7 protein-coding genes and 1 riboswitch are annotated in these 19,433 nt (G+C 44.0%); all 7 genes read right to left on the bottom strand.

Annotated elements, in window-relative coordinates; all coding sequences use genetic code 11:
• Positions 1 to 43 precede the first annotated feature (43 nt).
• The 7 genes from ABG082_RS01970 to ABG082_RS01940 all read right to left on the bottom strand — a co-directional run bounded on the left by ABG082_RS01970 (position 44) and on the right by ABG082_RS01940 (position 19,262).
• The gene (locus ABG082_RS01970) at positions 44 to 10,762 is read right to left on the bottom strand and encodes an amino acid adenylation domain-containing protein (RefSeq protein WP_348936473.1); all 10,719 of its coding nucleotides are present in this window, start codon (positions 10,760 to 10,762) and stop codon (positions 44 to 46) included.
• Positions 10,763 to 10,909: 147 nt separating this feature from the next.
• Positions 10,910 to 11,002: riboswitch (cyclic di-GMP riboswitch) on the bottom strand.
• 368 nt (positions 11,003 to 11,370) lie between these two features.
• Positions 11,371 to 12,174, bottom strand: coding sequence for an ABC transporter permease (locus tag ABG082_RS01965; protein ID WP_007498221.1), 804 nt, complete (start codon positions 12,172 to 12,174; stop codon positions 11,371 to 11,373).
• Complete coding sequence (locus ABG082_RS01960; RefSeq protein ID WP_008347830.1) at positions 12,167 to 13,036, bottom strand: ABC transporter permease; 870 nt, start codon at positions 13,034 to 13,036, stop codon at positions 12,167 to 12,169. Before ABG082_RS01960 ends, ABG082_RS01965 begins: the two co-directional genes overlap by 8 nt.
• Positions 13,036 to 14,127 carry an ABC transporter ATP-binding protein gene (locus ABG082_RS01955; RefSeq protein ID WP_281215654.1) on the bottom strand — a complete coding sequence of 364 codons (1,092 nt, stop codon included), beginning with the start codon at positions 14,125 to 14,127 and terminating at the stop codon, positions 13,036 to 13,038. Before ABG082_RS01955 ends, ABG082_RS01960 begins: the two co-directional genes overlap by 1 nt.
• An 8-nt stretch (positions 14,128 to 14,135) precedes the next feature.
• Positions 14,136 to 15,221, bottom strand: a complete 1,086-nt coding sequence (locus ABG082_RS01950) for an ABC transporter substrate-binding protein (protein ID WP_224559191.1) — start codon at positions 15,219 to 15,221, stop codon at positions 14,136 to 14,138.
• On the bottom strand, positions 15,218 to 17,203 hold the full coding sequence (locus ABG082_RS01945; RefSeq protein ID WP_035703172.1) for a hydantoinase B/oxoprolinase family protein: 1,986 nt from the start codon (positions 17,201 to 17,203) through the stop codon (positions 15,218 to 15,220). The genes ABG082_RS01950 and ABG082_RS01945 overlap by 4 nt, the downstream gene beginning before the upstream one ends.
• Entirely contained in the window at positions 17,193 to 19,262 is a 2,070-nt protein-coding gene (locus ABG082_RS01940) for a hydantoinase/oxoprolinase family protein (protein WP_348936472.1), read from the bottom strand. Before ABG082_RS01940 ends, ABG082_RS01945 begins: the two co-directional genes overlap by 11 nt.
• Positions 19,263 to 19,433: the final 171 nt, after the last annotated feature.

The following is a 19,433-nucleotide window of genomic DNA, read 5'->3' as shown; positions in this document are numbered from 1 at the left end:
ATTTCATTCCTCCTTTCCCTTTTTCATGACTGATCTAGTGGTGTTAGGTCAATTTCTCCTCGAGCATGTCAAAGATATCGTCCATTTCATCCATTTCAAGGTCTACAGCCGAGAAGTCACTTGGCGTAAATTCTCGCTCTTGATGCGCTAAGCAATGGGTGATGATGGATCTGATTTTCTCCTTCAACAATGCGATGAACTGCTGTATCGTTTGTTCTTCATATTCACTTGCACAATATGAGCACGACAGAATGAATTGATTGTGCTGAACAAGACCGCTGAGGTTCAGCTTATAAACAGCTTCAGATTCAGGGCTTGCTTGACGGCCCATATCATAGGTTGAGGGCCCAAAGAGTTCTGTCGTCACTTCCTGATCAATCTGCCCGAGATAGTTCAAGCTGATTTCAGGCTGCACGTGTTTGACTGACGGTTCGGATGGTGTCATGTATCTTAAAATACCGTAACCAATCCCTTTATTCGGTACACGCCGCAGCATCTCTTTCGTTCCTTTGATAGCGTCTGCAATGGTCTGATTTGGTTTCGCTTCAAGAACGACTGGATACATGCTCGTAAACCAGCCAACTGTGCGGGATATATCTAATCCTGATAAAATGTCCTCTCTTCCATGACCTTCAAGCTGTACATGTACATGAGATTGACCTGTCCATTCCTGAACGGCCAGCCCGAGCGCACATAAAAGAATATCATTCATTTCTGTTGTGTACGGAAGATGGATATTCGTTAACAGATGCTCGGTTTCTGCTTCTGTCAGCTGCATTTTGACCGCTTTCGTATCCGCGACTTTTCTTTCTTTTACTTCATGGTCAACAGGTAAAGTCGTAAACGGTCTATTTTCAATCGCTGCCCAATACTCCTTTTGGTTTTTTAGCAGCTGTGACTGCGCGTATCGTTCAACCGCTTCTGCCCATTCTTTGAAAGAGTGCGTTTTTGGCGGCAGAACCATCGCTTCTCCTTTTTCTGCCTGATGATAAAGAGACATAAAGTCTTCTAGTAAAATCCGGCATGAAACGCCGTCAATCACTAGATGATGTGTGATCATGAGTAAGTGATCACCGTTTTCTGTATGGAAACAAATCACTTTCATCAACGGACCTTTTTCAAGATTCAGTTGACGCTGATACTCATTGGCGTATGTGGAAATCGCCTGTTTCACATCTTGCGCTTTTGAAACATCACAAGAAATAATTGAAAATGGTTCTGTCAGCTCCCGCTGATTGTATTGCAGAATGTCATCGTGCTCCTGTCTGAACACCATGCGCAGTGCATCATGATGTGAGAGCAGCCTTTGCAGAACTTGTTCTGTGACAGCCAAGTCAAACCCTTTTGGTGCATGAAGCATCATTGAGAGATTCCAGTGGTGCTGGTGATCAAAGTTCCGTTCAAAGAACCAGCGCTGAATCGGTGTTAAAATCACCTCTCCTTCGACAGCTGACTGATCGGCTGTGAGAAGATCCGCTTCTTCGATATATGGGCGGAGCTCCGCAATCGTTGGATATTGGAAAAGCAGTTTCATATCGAGCTTCCAGCCCGCTTGCGTAAGTCTGCTTGCCATTTGAATGCCTTTAATCGAATCTCCGCCAAGGAAGAAGAAATGGTCGTGAATACCAACTTGGCTGACGCCAAGCACATCTTCCCAAATGCCGCAAAGCAGTGTTTCCACTTCATCTCTTGGCGCTTCGTATGCTGTTTGATTCGCTTCCATATCAGGTGCTGGCAGTGCTTTGAGATCCACTTTTCCATTTGCCGTCATCGGCAGTTGGTCTAGCTTAATGATCCATGATGGCACCATATATTCTGGCAAGGTGCGCTTTAAGCTTTCTTTCAAAGTGCCCGTTTCTTTATCTGTGATGACGTAAGCGACAAGAGCGTCTTGATCACTTGCGTCTTTGACCGTTGTCACGACGGCTTCTTGGACTGAATCCAGCGCAAGGAGCTGCGCTTCAATTTCTGACAGCTCAATACGGAATCCGCGGATGCTCACTTGATGGTCTTTTCTGCCGAGGTAGATCAGCTCGCCATCCTCTGTCCATTTCACCAAATCACCTGTACGGTACATGCGCTCTCCTGGATAAAACGGATCTGGGACAAACCGTTTGTCCGTTTCCTCTGGGAGATTCCAGTAGCCTCTTGCCAGTCCTTTCCCCGCAATCACAAGTTCACCCGGTACGCCTTGCGGCGAGAGGTCATATAACGAACCCATAATGTAAAAACGAGTATTGGCAATCGCTGTTCCGATAGGAAGCGTGCCTTGATCTGGATCAATGATCCCGCTTGTCGCCACGACCGTATTTTCTGTTGGGCCGTAGTTATTGACGAGTTTGTATGGAACGGGCTTCACCTGTTTCAGCTTGTCCCCGCCTGTCAGTAAGTAACGGAGAGAATGATTGTCCATCGACATAAACTGCTCACATAGCTGTGTTGGCAGGAACGCAATGGTGATGCCTTCGTGATTAAAATACGAATTGAGCTTGATCATATCGAGGCGAATCGCTTCGTCGATGATATGGAGCTCTGCGCCGGCGATCCACGTCGGGAACATCTCCCAAATGGAGGCATCAAAGCCAAAGCCGGCATATTTGGCGGTTCGGTCTTGTTTCGTCACCTGGAAGGCATCATTGTGCCAGTAGGCCAGATTGACAAGAGACTGGTGCTCGACCATGACACCCTTCGGCTGTCCAGTCGTTCCAGATGTGTAAATCATATAAGCGAGATCCGTTGGTTTGATAGGAACCTGAATCTCGTGCGCTTCTCCTTCTACTGCCTCTTCTATGAAGAGGGTATGACCTGTGAAAGAAGGTGGTGCAGTGAGCTCTTTCTGAATCAGAAGGACCTCTGCCCCGCAATCTTCCAGCATGTAGGCAATGCGCTGCGCTGGATAATCGGCATCAATCGGCACGAATGCCGCACCTGCCTTGAGCACACCGAGAACAGCGGCTGTCATCTCGAGCGATGGACGCGTGAGAATGCCGATGCGGTCTCCCGGTTTTGTGCCGCTGGAAATGAGTCTTGCGGCGACTGTATTCGCCCGGTTGTTCAGCTCTTCATACGTCCAGCTTGTGCCGCAGAAAGTTGCAGCTTTTTGATGAGGTACTTCCTGTGACTTCGCCTTAATCAATGCATGAACCGTTTGATCTGTCGGGACATTTAGGACAGGTCCGGACCATTCATCAAGCAGATGTCGCTGCTGCGCTGGTGATAATAATTGCATCTGATCTAATAATTGATCTGGTGCTGACACCATTTGTTCGATCAAGTAAAGGAAATACTCCTTCCACTTCTCAATCGACGACCGTTCAAAGATAGAAGAATTATAATCAAACACAAGCTCGATTTGATCGTCAGATTCGTTTCCAGTTAAGGTTAAGTCAAATTTGGCTATGTTCTCATTGAACGGCTGTGGAATGATATCAAGTCCATCCATCGACAGGTCACGAATATCTGCATTTTCCATCGAGAACACCACATCAAAGATTGGATGGCGGCTTGTGTCGCGAACCGTTTGTACTTGGTCCACCAATTCTTCAAATGGGTAAAGTTGATGTTCATTTGCCGCTAACACAAGCTCATGAACTGTTGACGCAAATTGAGAAAATGTCTGGTGTCCTTCTGGTTTTGTTCTGAGTGCCAGCGTATTCACAAACATGCCGATGACTGATTGAATATCAGGATGGGTTCTGCCCACCACTGGAGAACCGATCATGATGTCTTCTTGTCTCGAAAGTTTGCTTAAAAGCGTACTGTAGCAAGCAAGCAGTACTGTATACGTTGTACTGTTGAGTGATCTAACCAGCTCATCCAATTGCGATTTAAGCGCACCGTCTATAGAGAATTCGACGCGGCCCCCTTCAAACGTCTGAACCTTTGGTCTCGGAAGATCCTCAGGCAACGCCAAAACAGGCAGTTCTCCTTGTAATTGTTCCAACCAAAACGCCGCTTCAGCCTCTTTTTTCGCAAGAGATTCTTCACTGTTTAACCAGACCGCATAATCCTTATATTGAATAGGCAATTCATCAAGTTCGTCTCCTCGATACAAGATCGATAGCTCTTCAATTAAAATACCGACAGACGCACCATCTGAAATGATGTGGTGCATATCAATCAACAGATAATGAACACTCTCCGATTCAGACACAAGTCCCACTCTAAGCAGCGGCGCTTTTTCTACATCAAATGGACGGATAAAATCATTCATTAATTGCTGAATGTCTCGGCCTTCCCCTTCGATGTTTTCAATGTTCACAGAAACATTCGTTTCAATTCGCTGAACAGGTTCACCCTGAACGAAGTCAAAACTCGTACGGAATGCTTCATGGCGATGAACAAGCTGGTCAATGGCTTTTTTAAATCGTTTTTCATCAAATACACCTTCAAGCTTTAAAGCAGCTGGCATATGATAGCTCTGCTCGGCATCTGTCATTTTTTGCAGAACAAACAATCTTTTCTGGGCAGATGTCACAGGATAAAAAGCCGCTTCTTCCGCTTTTTCCACTCGTCTGATTTCAGTTCGATCTGTTTGATCCACCGCATGGGCAAACGCCTCTAAAGTGGGTGATTCAAATAAAGTTTTCAACGTACATTCCACATGCATCTCTTCATAGAGCCTGTTCAACATTTTCATGCTACGCAGTGAATGACCTCCGCATTCAAAGAAATGATCACGTCTGCCGATTTTCGGCACTTCAAGAACTTCCTCCCAAATGTGTGCCAATATACGCTCTGTATCTGATTGAGGAGGGACGTATTCATTTGCCGCCTGCTCACTTACATCAGGTACCGGTAATGCCCGTCTATCTACCTTGCCATTCCCCGTTAGTGGCAGCTCGTCTAATTGCATGAAGAAAGCTGGCATCATATAAACAGGGAGTTCTCGTCCTGCTTGCTCACGTAAATCCGACAGTGGAACAGCACCTTCTGCTGTGAAATATGCACACAATGTATCATTTGATATCGCAATGACAACGGCTTCCTTCACTTGCGGATGCTGCAATAGCTGGTGTTCAATTTCGCCAAGCTCTATACGCTGACCTCGAATCTTGACTTGATGATCTATTCGCCCAATAAATTCAATATCTCCATTTGACAGCCATCGTGCGAGATCGCCCGTTTTGTACATGACTTCACCAGATCGGAAAGGATTTTCAACAAACTTTTCGCTCGTTAATTCTGGCTGGCGATAATACCCCTTGACCAGTCCGTCACCTGCGACACAAAGCTCTCCAGCTACTCCCGGCGGCTGCACATGTCCAAACTCATCGACAATATAAACAGCCGTTTGACTCACCGGCTTTCCGATCGGAATCGACAGTGCTTGTTCTTCAATGTGATTGACCGGATAATACGTTGTAAAAATCGTGCTTTCAGAAGGTCCATACATATGAATAAGTTTGTCTTCTCCAACCGTTTCAAGGGCTGCCACAACATGCGGCACAGAAGCACGTTCCCCGCCAAACAGCACTTTTCTGACGTTTTTCAGGCTGCCTTTTTTCATATCAATCAGTAAGTGAAATAGAGCGGTCGTGATCATTAAAATACTGACTTTTTCCTTCTCAATCGCGCCAGAAAGCTCATTCATATTTAAGATGTTATCCTTTGGCAAAACAATGAGTTTCGCTCCGTTCAATAAAGCGCCAAACACATCAAACATAAATGCATCAAATACATAGTTTGAAAGGCTCATCACCGTGTCTTCATGATGAATGGTAAGATAATTCGACTGCTTCACTGTTCTCAAAATGTTCCGATGCGTCACCATGTTCCCTTTAGGTTTGCCTGTCGTACCAGATGTATAGGTTAAATTCGCCAAGTCCAAAGGCGAAACACATACAACTGGATTGCTCTCTGACTGCTGATCAACGGCTTGATCTTCTGTTTCTATGATTTTCCCTTCAAACGCAGTAAGCACAGAACGATGACGCAGCACCTGATGGGTCAGGACAAACTGTGCACCACTGTCTGTCAAAAAGTGCTTGATGCGCTCATCAGGGAAGTCAGGATCGATTGGCACATATACACCGCCAGCCTTTAGCACAGCTAAAACCGACAACACCATCTCATTGGAACGTTCAAAGAATAAAGCCGCTGTCATCCCTTTTCCAAAACCATGTTCACGTAAATAATGAGCCAGCTGGTTCGCTCTGTGATTCAGCTCTTGATAAGAAAGAACCACGTCTTTATATTGCAAAGCAGGCTGATGACCGTGCTGCTCTACTTGCGATTCAAATTGCGTCACAATGGTTTCTTCCACAGGATAAGGCGTAGGTAACGGGTTCCACATCTTCAATTGAGCCTCTGCCTCTTGTTCAGACAGTAAGCGGTATGATTGAATCGCTTGCTCCGGCACTTCGACCATCTGCTCCAGAAGATAAACATAATGCTTGAGCAGCTGCTCGGCTGTACTTCGTTTAAATAACGCCGTACTATAATCGAGGACGAAGGAAAGACCATGACTTGACTCCATCGCTTGAAGTGTGAGATCAAACTTTGCAATATGGAAATTGGTTTCCTCAACTTCGACTTTCATCTCTCCAATATGCTGGGCTGTTGAATGATCTGGCGTTAGAGTAAAGACCGTATCAAATAATGGATGGCGGCTAAAATCTCTTTGCACATTTAGCTTTTCAAGCAGCCGCTCGAATGGATATTGCTGATGCTCAAACGCCCTCATCGTCTTTTCCTTTACTTGCTCAATCAACTGCGTCATTGAACCGTTCGGATCTACCTCTGAACGTAAAGCAAGTGTTTGGACAAACATGCCGATCATGTCATTCAAATCTGCATGCACCCTGCCTGCTGTTGGCGTCCCCACCACAAACTCCTTTTGACCTGTGTATTTCGCAAGCAATGTATAGTAAGCAGAAAGCAACACGGTATACAGCGTCGTATGATGATTCGCTGCAAGCTCCTGCAAACGGCCTGTTAACGTCTCATCGATGTTCCTGAGAACGCGATCTCCAGCAAAAGACTGGACAGCCGGACGCTGATAATCAGTTAGCAGCTGCAAAGCAGGGATATCTCCTGAAAATTCTTTCAGCCAGAATGCTTCATCGATTTGACCGCCTTGCTCTGCCTGTTGTTCTTGCCAAACAGCATAATCTTGATATTGAAGCTTCAATGGCGCTTTCACTAATCCCTCATATGCGTCAGACAGCTCACGCAGCATCAAATCAATTGAAAGACCATCTGAAATCAGATGATGCATATCGAAATAGAGAAGATGCTCCTGGTCATGTAAAGACTGTAGCCCAACACGCAAAAGCGGAGCCTGCTCAAGATGAAAAGGTCGGACGAATTGACGCATGTTCTCTTCCATCGTGCTGCCTGTCACCTGTTCTATTTGAAATGGGACGGATGAAGCTACCCGCTGACGAGGGACTCCTTTGACTGTATGAAAAGAAGTGCGCAGCACATCATGACGTGCGATCAGTTTTTCAAAAGCTCCCTCCAACTTCTCTCGTTGCAGCGTTCCTCTTAATTTCACAACGGCAGGCATATGATAGGCGATGCTCTGCTCCAGTTGAGTCACCATATAAACACGCTGCTGCGCTGGTGACAGTGGATAATCGGCGGCAGTCGGTGCTTTCGGTATGACCACTTGTGAAGACTTTTCCGCTTGTTCAATATAAACAGCAAGTGCTGCAATCGTTTGCTGTTCAAATAAAACAGATAAAGGGACCTCCACTTGAAAAACCCGCTGAACGAGTGTAAGAACTTTCATCGCTTTGAGTGAATGCCCGCCTATGTCAAAGAATGAGTCGTACACACCTATGTTCTCTTGATGAAGAACGTCTTCCCACAAACGAACAAGCTTCGTTTCTACATCGTTTCTAGGCGCTACATAAACAGCACTGACAGCCTTATCTCCTTTTAATGCAGCAAGCGCACGCCGGTCGACTTTTCCGCTAACTGTCAGTGGAAATGCCTCAAGCTGCTTGAAATAAAGCGGCATCATATAAGCTGGCAGCTGATGTTTGATAGCGGCTTGCAGGGTGTCCACGGAAAGAAATTCTTGTCGTGCTTGATAGTAAGCACTTAAAGCCTTTCCACCGTCCGGTTCATCCACGACAAGGACGACAGCCTGATCGACTCCGTCTACCTGCTCCATGACTGCCTCAATTTCACCTGTTTCGATGCGGTAACCTCTTATTTTTACTTGGTCATCTATTCTTCCAAGGTAATCAATTGTGCCGTCTGGAAGCCATCTCACTACATCACCTGTGCGATACATCCGGTCTTCAGGAAAAAATGGATCTCGTCTGAATGCCTTCTCCGTCAATTCAGGCTGATTCACATAGCCCCGACCAACTCCTATTCCCGCAATGCATAGTTCTCCCACAGCTCCCTGCACCTGTAGTTGTTCATGTTCATTTAAAATATAAATCCGGTGATGGCCCAGTGGCTTTCCAATTGACACATAGCGCTGTTCTGTTGACTTCTGCAGCTCACTGAGATCTAGACGGTGAACCGCCGCATCAACACACGTTTCTGTCGGACCATACACATTCCACAATGCAAAATCGGGCTGGCTGACACGCACAGCTTCAATCAGCGCCTGCGCTGCTTTCGCAGGGAGTGCTTCTCCCCCAATCAGCATGTGAGTCAGTGCAAGCCCATCCAACTCCGCTGCAAGTAAAAGCTGCACATGTGCTGGCGTTCCATCTGTTGCTTTGATTTGATGTTCTTTGTAATAAGTCGCTAGCTGTACACCGTTTCGTGTCGTTTCTCTTGGCACAATATGAAGCGTATGTCCAAATAAAAGAGCAGCAAAGATTTGTTTAACAGATGCATCGAAATGGAATGGTGCAAGAAGTGCCACTTGAAGCTGATTTGCCCCCTCATACACTTCGTGATGCAGGGCATGAACCAAATGATGCAGCTGAAGATGCTCGATCATCACTCCCTTCGGCTTTCCAGTCGTACCCGATGTATAAATGAGATAAGCCAAATCCTGTGATGTCGTCTGATCGATCAGCTCAGGCAGCGGACGATCTTCTAATTCCATATGCTGCTGGACAATCATTTTTTCCGCAATGGATGAATATCGCTGAACAAACGATTCTTCTGTTAAAACGATAGAAGCACCAGAATCTTCTACAATAAATTGAATGCGTTCCTCAGGTAATGCCGGATCGATCGGTACATATGCACCGCCAGCTTTTAATATCCCAAAAATGGCAGCCATCGCATCTGCCGTCCGTTCCATTAAAACGGCAACTGGTACATCACGCGAGACACCTTTCATCTGTAAAAATCGTGCCAGTTTGTCCGCTTTTTGATACAGCTCTCCATAAGTGAACGTTCCATTTTCCGCTACCACAGCTGCCCGTTCTGAATACGTTTTAGCTACCTCATCAAATAAGTGGTGAACTGGTTTCGCTTCTGGTAAATCAAATGCTTTTCCCTTAGATAATTGAAGCAGTTGCTTTTGTTCATCTGCTGGCAGTAAAGAGAGAGCCCCAATCAGCTGATCTGGCTGAGAGACTGCCGCCTCCAGCAAAATAATCAATCGATCAAACAGCTTACTCATATCGTCTTCACTAAATAGATCTGTACGGTAATCCAAATCAATGGTCAATGTATCTGTATCCCAGCGGTCTTTCACATGAATCGATATATCATTCATACCGCTTCCACTAAAAATCGGCTCCGTAATGAACGAAAGATTCTCTTTTTTCTGCCACTGCATGACCTGATACTCTAAAGAAATATCAAACAGGCGTCCTGTAAATCCATCTCTTTCCCTTAAATCATTCATGAGCACATTGTAAGGATATTTTTGATGACGCAAGATCTTCATCTGATCCGCCATGACCTGCTTCACGAAATCAAGAAACGTGAGGGATCCTTGCACAGATGCGCGCATCGGAATGGTCGACACAAACATCCCAATCATCTTTTTTTCCTTTGCATTTGTCCGATTGCCCATAAAAGTTCCAAGGACCACATCCTCCATGCCGCTAAATCGGTGCAAGTAAATATAGACAGCGGACATAAACATAGAAAGCATACTGACTTTCTCTTCTTCACAAAAGACTCGAAGCTTCTCCTTTAAAGAATCAGGAATATCCCCTGAAAATCTCTCCGCATGTAAGCTCATCTCGTAACCTTTATGCGGTGTTAAAGAAGCGAAATCTGGAATATTGGAAAATTGCTCGTTCCAAAAAGCTTGGTCTTTCTGAAAACGTTTAGAAGATTCATACGTTTGCTCACTCATGATGTGATCAACGAAGGAAATGTCTTCAATTGGGGAGATGTCTGTCCCCTGCAGCATGTCATGGTATAGATCAATGATTCGGTTTCCCATCAAGATAATTGAAATACCATCAGCCACAATATGATGTGCTTTACAGAACAGCCAGCACTCTTGATCACTGATTTGAAAGACCGTAAATTCAATTAAGGAACGATCAATCAGTTCCATCGGCTCACGAATCTCCTCGTTCGCCCACGCTCTGACTTCCTTTTCACTCCAGCCTTTCACCAAACGAATCGGCTGTTTTTCATATGGTTTGATATATTGAACGGGCTCCTCCTGCTCATGTCGATACACCAGCCTTAAACGAAGAGAATCAGTTTCACGAATGTACGCTTGAAGCACATCGACGATCAAAGAAGGATTTAGACCTGATACCGATCTTAACTTGGCAAACCCACCCAAATTAGAAATACTTGTGCCTGGATAAAATCTTTCCGTGTAGAATACTCGCTTTTGCGCATGTGTTAAGGGGTAATAAACTGTACTCATTCTCATCCTCCGCTCTTCTATGTTTTCTCCACCAACTGTGATACCCTGCACCCTCTATATCAAAAGAACCAAGTCTATTTCATTAAAATAGACGGAATAACAAAAAAGGAGCCCACCCCGAATAAAACGGAGGGACTCCCATTTTGATTCGGTAACCTGCCGACCATAGTAAAAAAGCAACTTTTACCTTAGGACATGGCTTTGCGTCTCTATGTTTCCATAGATTTGCCTTTTTCTTCTTTTCTTTTAGATATTTTCTATTTACGTCCACTTTATATGAAATTATTGTTTTTTTCACCGAAAAATGGGTGTAAAGATTCATGCGTTATGCCGAAGGGATCACATCATAATTTACGATATTTACCGAAAATAACTAATAATAGTTGCGTTCCACCGAAAATAAATGACCAATTACCGCAAAAATTTCATGTTTTTCCTTAAATTTTTCAAATATGACCGAAAATGTAGGAGAGAGGTCTCCTATCACGCCTCGCATTTTCTTAAACCTTAAGAACTATATTCCATAAAACTTTGAATATTTTTACCATAAAAAACAATACAAAAAGAGCTGTCATTTCAAATGACAGCTCCTTGTTTCTTCATTATATTTACATCACCTTAGACAGACCAATCGTTTTCTCAATAATGAGCAACGCAATGATAGAAATGATAATAAATATGACAGATATCGCATTGACACTCGGATCAAAAGTTTGCTCAATGTAATTAAACGTCCTCACGGGAATCGTAATGGTTTGAGGTGAAGAAACGAACAAACTAATCGAGATTTCACCAAATGATGTCACAGCAGAAAACACCCCACCTGCGATAATACCAGGCTTGATCAAGGGCAGTGTCACACGAAAGAAAGTACGTATGGGCCCTGCACCAAGATTCATGGAAGCTAGCTCAAGACGTGGATCAAGATTTGAAACACTGACACCCACGGTTCGTACCACATAAGGAAAACCAATGATGACATGCCCAATGACTAATGCCCACAAAGACCCTGTAAAGCCCATAGCTGTAAACAAATACAGCATCGCAATCCCTAATACCACTTGAGGAATCATAAGAGGTGACAAAATAAAGGCTTGAACAGCTTCCTTTCCCTTAAAGGAAAGCCTTGCTAAAGCATAAGAAGCCATCGTTCCTAAAAGAACAGTAAGTGGCGTCACAATCAATAACAGAATCACGCTGATACGCAAAGATTCCATCCATTCTGGATTCGACACGACCTCATGAAACCAGCGAACGGAAAACGAAGTCGGCGGGAATTCAGGAAAAGCATTCGGACTAAAAGCAGAAAGAACAATGACAAGAACAGGTACGGTTAAAAAGAGATAAACGAGTGAGCCTGCGGTCCATATCAGAACCGAAAGCAAACGGTCACCTATTGATTTTTTACGCATGCATCCTCGCCTCCCAACGCTTCAATAAATAGCTTAATAGACTGACGACCGCTAGCACACAAATCAATAAAGTAAAGGACATCGCAGCGGCAAGAGGCAAATTATACACCTGCATGACCTGCTGATAAATGGACAGTGGCAAGAGCGGTTGCATCCGTCCGCCGACTAGCAAAGGAGTAATATAGCTTCCTGCTGCAAGTGAGAAGACAATAATTGCTCCGGTGATCATGCCTGGAATCGTAAGCGGCAAGGTCACATGAAAAAATGTCCGAATACGACCAGCACCAAGACTCATAGAAGCCGGTCTTAAGTGACGGTCCATATCAGTTAAGCTCGTTGCAATAGGCAGCACTGCAAAAGGCAGCATCACTTGAACATAAGCAATAATGACCGCATTCATATTCCACAGCATCGATAGCGGTTTCTCAATCAGATGTAAATCGATCAGCATGCCATTGATCAAGCCATTTTGCGAAAGAAGCACGATCCATGCAAATGTCCGAATGACGACACTCGTCAAAAGCGGCGATACAAGTAAGATATAGAAAAAAGCCCGCAACCTTGGGTGAGGTGCTTTCACTAGCACATAAGCTGCTGGATATGCCATCAATAAACAAATCACCGTTGTCTGTAAGGCCACCCACACAGTACTTCCAATTGCTTTCACATATGCATCTGTCGTAAATACATGTAAATATTGAGACAAACTATAGGATTGTAACGTATTCATCATCGAATCCACATCACGAAAACTGAGGACAAACATCATCACAAGCGGAGCAAGAAGGAATACAACTAGAAACAAACAAGCTGGCAGCAGCATAAACCAATGAAAGCGCTGATTCTTTTTTTTGATTCGCATCACACATGCACCTTCGAATCTAAGAACACAATATCTTCAGGCTGCCAATGAATATGCACAGTTTCTCCAACTTGAGGCAGCTCGGGAAACGCTGCGTCTGATGCATGGACAATGATTTCACCTTGATTAAGCCCAACGACCAAACGTAAAGAGTGCCCAATATAACTGACATCTGCCAACACGCCTGTGACATGATTTGGCTGAACTTCCTCCCCGACAGAAGATAACTTGATTCTCTCAGGACGCAGCATGAGTAAATGCTTCTCGCTCTTCTCTTTAAATGCGGCAACTTTTAGCTGAACTTGCTTCCCGTTTGATTGAATGAAATGTGGAACAGTGTATGTGGAAGTAACTTCATCATATTCCGCTTCAAATAGATTGACCTGTCCGATAAATTCAGCAACAAAACGATTATTTGGCTGACGATATACTTCTAAAGGTGTCCCAATCTGCTGAATTTTCCCCTCACCTAATATCCCAATTCGGTCGGAAAGACTTAAGGCTTCCTCCTGATCATGCGTCACAAGAATAGTCGTAATCCCGACATTCCGTTGAATATTTCGCAGCTCCGTCTGCATATTTTTTCTTAGTTTTGCATCTAGGTTACTGAGTGGTTCATCCAGAAGAAGAACGGCAGGCTGGATGGCAAGTGCCCGTGCAATGGCGACCCGTTGCTGCTGACCTCCACTTAATTGGTGCGGCATACGTTTGGCAAATGACTCTAATTGAACAAGAGACAAACTCTCCATCACCTTTTGCTTGATTTCCGCTTTCTTTTTCTTTTGAACCTTTAACCCATATGCAACATTATCAAATACGGTGAGATGTGGGAAAAGTGCATAGCTTTGAAAGACCATCCCCGTTTTTCTTTGATAAGGAGGTAAAGTCGTCACATCCTGATCACCAATATAGACGACTCCTTTTGTCGGTTCTAAAAAACCACCAATGATATTGAGTAAAGTTGATTTTCCGCAGCCACTAGGGCCAAGAAGGGAGAAAAACTCTCCCTCTTTTACCGTAAGACTGACATTATCAAGAGCAATCTGCTCGCCAAAATGCTGGCTGATATGTTCTAAATTGATTCCACTCATGCGATCACCTATTTTCCTCCGCCTAATACTTCATTCCATCGATTTGTCCATTGACCGAGCTCCGAAGTCGCTGTTTCGTAATCTACCCAAGTCAGCTTGCTATAATAATTTTCGCCAACCTTCACTTTCCCCTTAATTTTGTCTCCGTATTTCACATCAGAATTCGACATGCCATAGTAAGATTTTTCTGAGAAGGCTTCTTGAGCTTCTTTCCCGCTAAGGTAGTTTAATAGCTTATAAGCCGCTTCCTCATGCTGACTTCCCTTTGTTAACGCCCAGCTCGCAACTGCTGCCACAGCGCCTTCTTTCGGATATGAGAATCCAATATCCATCCCTTCTTCTTCAAGTGCAAATGCTCGGCCATCCCAATATGGAACTGCCGTCACGTCACCACGTTCTAACAGCGTTTGAATAGACCCTGGGTTATCAGGAAAAGCAGCTACACGCCCTTTTAATTGTGCGAGGCTTTTAAATGCTTTATCAATATCCTTAGGATTTGATTCTGTCCCTCCTTGAGCATGGACAAGTGCAGAGAAAAATTGTAAGCCCGCTGAATAAGTTGGGGAAGAAATCGCCACTTTCCCTTTCAGCTGATCGCTCCATAAATCTGTCCAGCTGTTTGGCTCCTGTTTGACAAGATCTTTTCTATAAGCAATTCCAAGCTGTCCCATACTAAAGCCTGCTGCATATTGTTTTCCATCAACAGTGAGTTTCTTTTGAACAGAACGATAAAGCTTTTTCACATTCGGTGCTTGATCTTCATCAATAGGCGCAAGAACGTTTGCCGCAATACCTCTTTGAATCGTATCAGGCTGTAAAATAAGCAAATCATACGGTGGATTTTTACCATTAGATGCTTTTAATTTTGTAAACCATTCAGAATCTGCCCCAGAGACCGTTTGTACTTTAATGCCTGTATCCTTTTCAAACTTTTCGAGGATTGGCTTAATATTCTTTTCCCAATCCCCTCCGTAGACACCAACGATCACAGTCTGCTGCTGTTTACTTTGGTCCTGCCCATTTCCACCGCATGCAGACAGCAGTAACATGATGGATAGGACACCTGCAAATATGGTCATTAATCTTCTTTTCATAATTCGTTTCCCCCTTTTTGTTGATTCAACTGATGAAGTGCTTGAATAATATCCATCTTTGTTAATGGTTCCTGTCTATGACTAAAATGAGAATGAACCGCATGTTTATAGTGCGTACGCTCATTTGCTGGGTATGAACGAAGCTGCACAGCAAGCTCACTGCTGGCTTCGTCCGTCCACACTTTCTCATAAGCTGCTCTTTGTTTTCCAAAATCCCAAGCGACAGCATCAGCATCATTCATCTTTTCACGAAGCCTGCTCGTCTGTTCGTCATCAATTTTCCATTCATTATGATCTCGATAGACTTTGACGCCATATTGCTGAAGTGCTCTTTCTTCACTTAATAGCCCTGCTTCCACTTCATGAAGGACTTTTTCTTTCGTTCTAGAAAATGGATTCCCCCATCCTCCTCCACTTGGTGAAACCAATTGAACAATATCGCCTTTTTCAAGACGCATGACATCAATTTTCGGCTGGTTTTGTGTCTCCCCATTTGGTTTGGTCAATTTCACCTCACCAATTGCTCCTGCACGTCCGCCCATTAACCCCCAAGGTTGAAACTTCATTCGTTCCATTCCTCGTGCCGTCACCATCGATTCTGGCTTGATCATTTCAAATTCTAAACCAATTGCATGTCCCCCTCTATGTTCCCCTGCTCCACCTGTGTTTGGCAGCAGTTCATATCGGTGTACATGAATATCAATATGCTGTTCCAAGCTCTCAATGGGTGTATTTTTTAAAAATCCTGACGAATGATCAATTCCATCTACTCCATCAGTCCCTTTTTGAGCACCGCCGCCTCCGCCTAACGGTTCGACCACAGACATTTTTCTGCCTCCTGTTTGATCATCAGGAACAGAGAGAACGACGATAGCAGATTGACCTGCACCTGCCGCCGGCACTGCTTCAGGCAACAGCTTACCAATAGCACCTAGCACGACATTATACAGTCTCATTGTAATGGAATGCCGAATACCGACAGAAGCCGGATATTCTGGATGGACAAGCGTTCCTTTAGGTGAAATCACGTCTATCGGATACGTAATCCCACCATTAATCGGAATAAAAGGATCTTTACTAATGATGTAATTGATCAACCCTTGATACAAGAAGGAGTGCTTTTGACCATTGGTGACAAGATTAAAAGCTGTCTTAACTTGCGGGTCACACTCAGAGAAGTCCAGTGTCAGCTGTTTCCCTTTGACCGTCAGCTTTATCTTTAATCGGATCGGCACGTCCGAAATCATATCATCATCCAAGTAATCAGCGAATTCACTCGTTCCATCAGGGATGGCTTCAATTACTTTGCCTGCGCGATCCTCTGCTTGCTTCAGCAGATCAATCATTCCTTGCTTCACTTCGTTTTTTCCAAATTTCTCGATCATTTCTTTTAGTCTGATTTCTGCTGTATTAACAGCGGCAATCATCGCATTAATATCGCCATCATTTAAATGACTCGCCCGGCTATTAGCTCTTAAAAAGGTACGAACAACCTGATTCTCTTTTCCACCTTCATAGATTTTCACTGGTGGAATTCTTAATCCTTCCTGATGAACATCTGTTGCAGTTGGAGAAATGCTTGAAGGGACAAGACCTCCCACATCACTTACATGAACAAAAGACCAGGCATAGCTGACAATTTCATCTTCTATAAAAATGGGTTTGATGATATGGACATCTGGCAAATGAGTCGCTAAACCGTCTGTCGTATAAGGATCATTTGTGATGATAATGTCACCCGGCTGCATCGGTCCGCTTTCTTCAATCGCTTTTTTGAGACTCAGCCCTAAAAAGATCGTGACACCGACTGTTTTTGGGTAAACAAAGAAATCCCCAGAAGGCGTGGCTAATGCTGTGGCAAAATCCGCCGATTCTTTTACGAATGTTGTAAAGGATGTCCGCTCAATGACATGTCCCATGCCTGATGCAATCGCATTAAAATAACTCCTCATCATCTCAAGCTTTGCTGGATCAGTTCCCATGTAAAGCCGCCTCCCTTGAAATCACCAAGTTTCCTGAATGGTCTATGCTGCCTGCCCAGTTTGGCAAAATCAATGTTGTCGTATCATCTTGCTCAATGATGGCAGGTCCTTTCACAACAGCACCTAATGACAAAGTACTCCGATTGTAAACAGATGCTTCGTACTCTTTTTCTTCTATAAAGATTCGTCTGTATGATTGTGGTATTAAAGGCTGTCCGCTGCTTTCATCAACAGGAGAGAAAGGCAGTGGAGGCGTTTCACCTATAACCCGAACTCGCAAATGAGTAAATTCAATGTTCGCCTGATCATCTCTATGGCCATATTGACGCTCATGCAGGTTGTGGAAAGCTTCAATCAGGTGATAGACGTCTTGTTCCTGCTTTAGCCAATCCACCGATAATGGCAATTCAATCTCAAATGCCTGTCCTTGATAGCGGGCATCTGCTAATAACAAAATGGACGTTTGTTTGATATGTTGAATGTTTTGCTGGCTGAACCAATCCGTTGCTTTGCGAGAAAGCATTTCATAATCTAGTTTTAATTCGCCAATCGTATAGTCTTGTAAGCAGATTTTCTTAGACAACACAGCATCATGGATAAAATCGGCTGTAAGTGCACCTAGCGCACATAATGTTCCTGGACTTGGAGGGACGACCACATTTTTTGCATGAATTTCTCTCGCAAGGAAATTCGCAACAACAGGCCCTGCCCCGCCAAATGCCAACAAACTAAAATCTCTAGGATCAAACCCTTGCTGCTCCATGACATTGCTTAGTTCTGTGTACATATTGGCAACAGCCACTTGAATCAACTGGTCAGCCGCCTGTTCGACCGTTTTATGAAGCTGATCAGCAATTGGCTGAAAGGCTATTTCCGCTGCAGACCGCTGCAATTGTAAATGTCCTCCGGCAAACCGATCTTGATTGAGGTAACCGCATATGAGAAATGCATCGGTTAAAGCAGCCTTTTTTCCCTTTCCATACGAAGCAGGTCCAGGCTGCGAGCCAACTGATTCCGGTCCTGCTTTAAGAAGCCCGCCTTGATCAAGCCATGCGACAGAACCTCCGCCAGCCCCTATCGAATACATTGCAACAGATGGAAGAATGATCGGAAATCCTGAAAGCTGATTCGATTGAGCCATTGTAGGCTGCCCATTTTGAATGATCGAGATATCTGCACTTGTGCCACCAACATCAAACGTAATTAAATTGGGTTCTTTTGCAGAAGTTGCAATTCTTGCCGCACCAATTACACCAGCTGCCGGGCCAGAAAAAAGTGTTTTAACGGGTGAAGTGGCTGCACTTTCTGCATCCATTAAACCACCATTTGATTGGGTAATGTATGGAGAAATTGGTACACCTTCTTCTTTCAAGCGGCTTTTCAACGTTTGTAAATATTGTTTCACCTTTGGTTGAATGTACAAATTGACAACAGACATCACTGTCCGTTCATATTCCCTCATTTGGGGCCATAATTCAGAAGACGTCAGGACTTCTAACTGTGGGTAATGGTGATGAATATAGGCTTTAGCTTGTAATTCATGAACTGGATTTTGATAGCTATGTAAAAAAGAAATGACAATGCCTGCTAGTTTTTTAGACATGACCTGCTGGACAGCATCATCTAATTGCTGCAGTTGGAGAGGTTTTTTGATCGAACCATCATGTATGAGCCTTTCAGAGATTGGATATACATGTTTTCGTGGTATCAATGGTTCTGGCAATTGAGAATTGAAGTCATAAGGGATGGGTAGACGTAAACGCTGTAATGACAAAATGTCTTGAAAACCTTCTGTTACAAAAAGGGCTAAATCTGCTCCCTTTCTCTGCAATAATGTATTAAGACCGATTGTCATCCCGTGTACGAGATATTGTATTTTGGATAAATCGACACCTCTTTCTTTTAGAAGTTTCAGCCCATTGATAATTCCTTGAGCTGGGTCATCTGTCACTGTAGGTGTCTTGAGTTCAGTCAGCTCCCCTGTCGCTTCATTCATCAGCGATAAATCAGTAAATGTTCCACCTATGTCTATTCCGAGCCGATAAGAGACATCCGCCATTTGTACTTCCCTCCTGCAATGTAATTAGAATCATATTTTGATAAATTACGACATTTTTTGATATTTGACTCCATATTATTAAAGCATATCGGTCTAGTCAATTTTATTTTTTTGAAATTTCTGTGTGTTAAAATCTTGAAATTAGCCCAAAAACCAATCATAAAGCCATTT

Source organism: Bacillus sp. BS1807G30 (assembly GCF_040047675.1).
GTDB classification, from domain to species: Bacteria; Bacillota; Bacilli; order Bacillales; family Bacillaceae; genus Bacillus; species Bacillus altitudinis.
Note: the sequence above shows the minus strand (reverse complement) of the source record. Positions and strands in the feature narration are given on the sequence as shown.